Below are 604 nucleotides of genomic sequence, written 5' to 3'. Positions count from 1 at the left end.
TGGTCGACTACTGCAAGGACTTCCGTCCCCGCGACCTCCGCAGGCTCGGGCGGCGGATCCTGGAGCTCGTGGCCCCCGACATCGCCGAGGCCGAGGAAGCCAAACGCCTCGAGGACGAAGAGCGACGGGCGCGGGAGAAGTGCCGCCTGGTGTTCAAACCGATCGGGGACGGCACCACCCGACTCACTGGCCTGCTGCCCGACCTCGACGCCCACCGTCTGCGCACCTACCTCGACGCCTTCACCTCACCCCGCAAGGCCGAGCACGCTGCGGGTGGGGAGGAGGACCGCATCCCCTACCCCCGCCGCCTCGGCCACGCCTTCTGCGCCCTCCTGGAGCACCTCGACCCCAACAACCTCCCGATGCACGGCGGTGACACCACCACCCTGCTCGTGACGATCCCGCTGGAGTCACTGAAGAAGGACCTCGGGACCGGCACCGTGGTCGGCGGCGAACCCCTCTCCGCCGGCGCCATCCGCCGCCTGGCGTGCACCGCGAACATCATCCCCGTCGTCCTCGGCGGCAAGAGCGAGGTCCTCGACCTCGGCCGCACCCGCCGACTGTTCTCACCCGCCCAACGCAAAGCCATGCGCTGGCGCGACCA

General features: G+C 70.5%; 1 protein-coding gene. It reads left to right on the top strand.

The window, feature by feature from the left end:
- The coding region (locus tag DJ010_RS21670) for a DUF222 domain-containing protein (protein ID WP_146207438.1) at positions 1 to 604 on the top strand (604 nt) is incomplete at both ends.

The organism is Nocardioides silvaticus, assembly GCF_003160695.1.
GTDB classification, from domain to species: Bacteria; Actinomycetota; Actinomycetes; order Propionibacteriales; family Nocardioidaceae; genus Nocardioides; species Nocardioides silvaticus.
The sequence above is the reverse complement of the archived record's forward strand: the minus strand, read 5'-3'. Positions and strand labels throughout refer to the sequence as shown.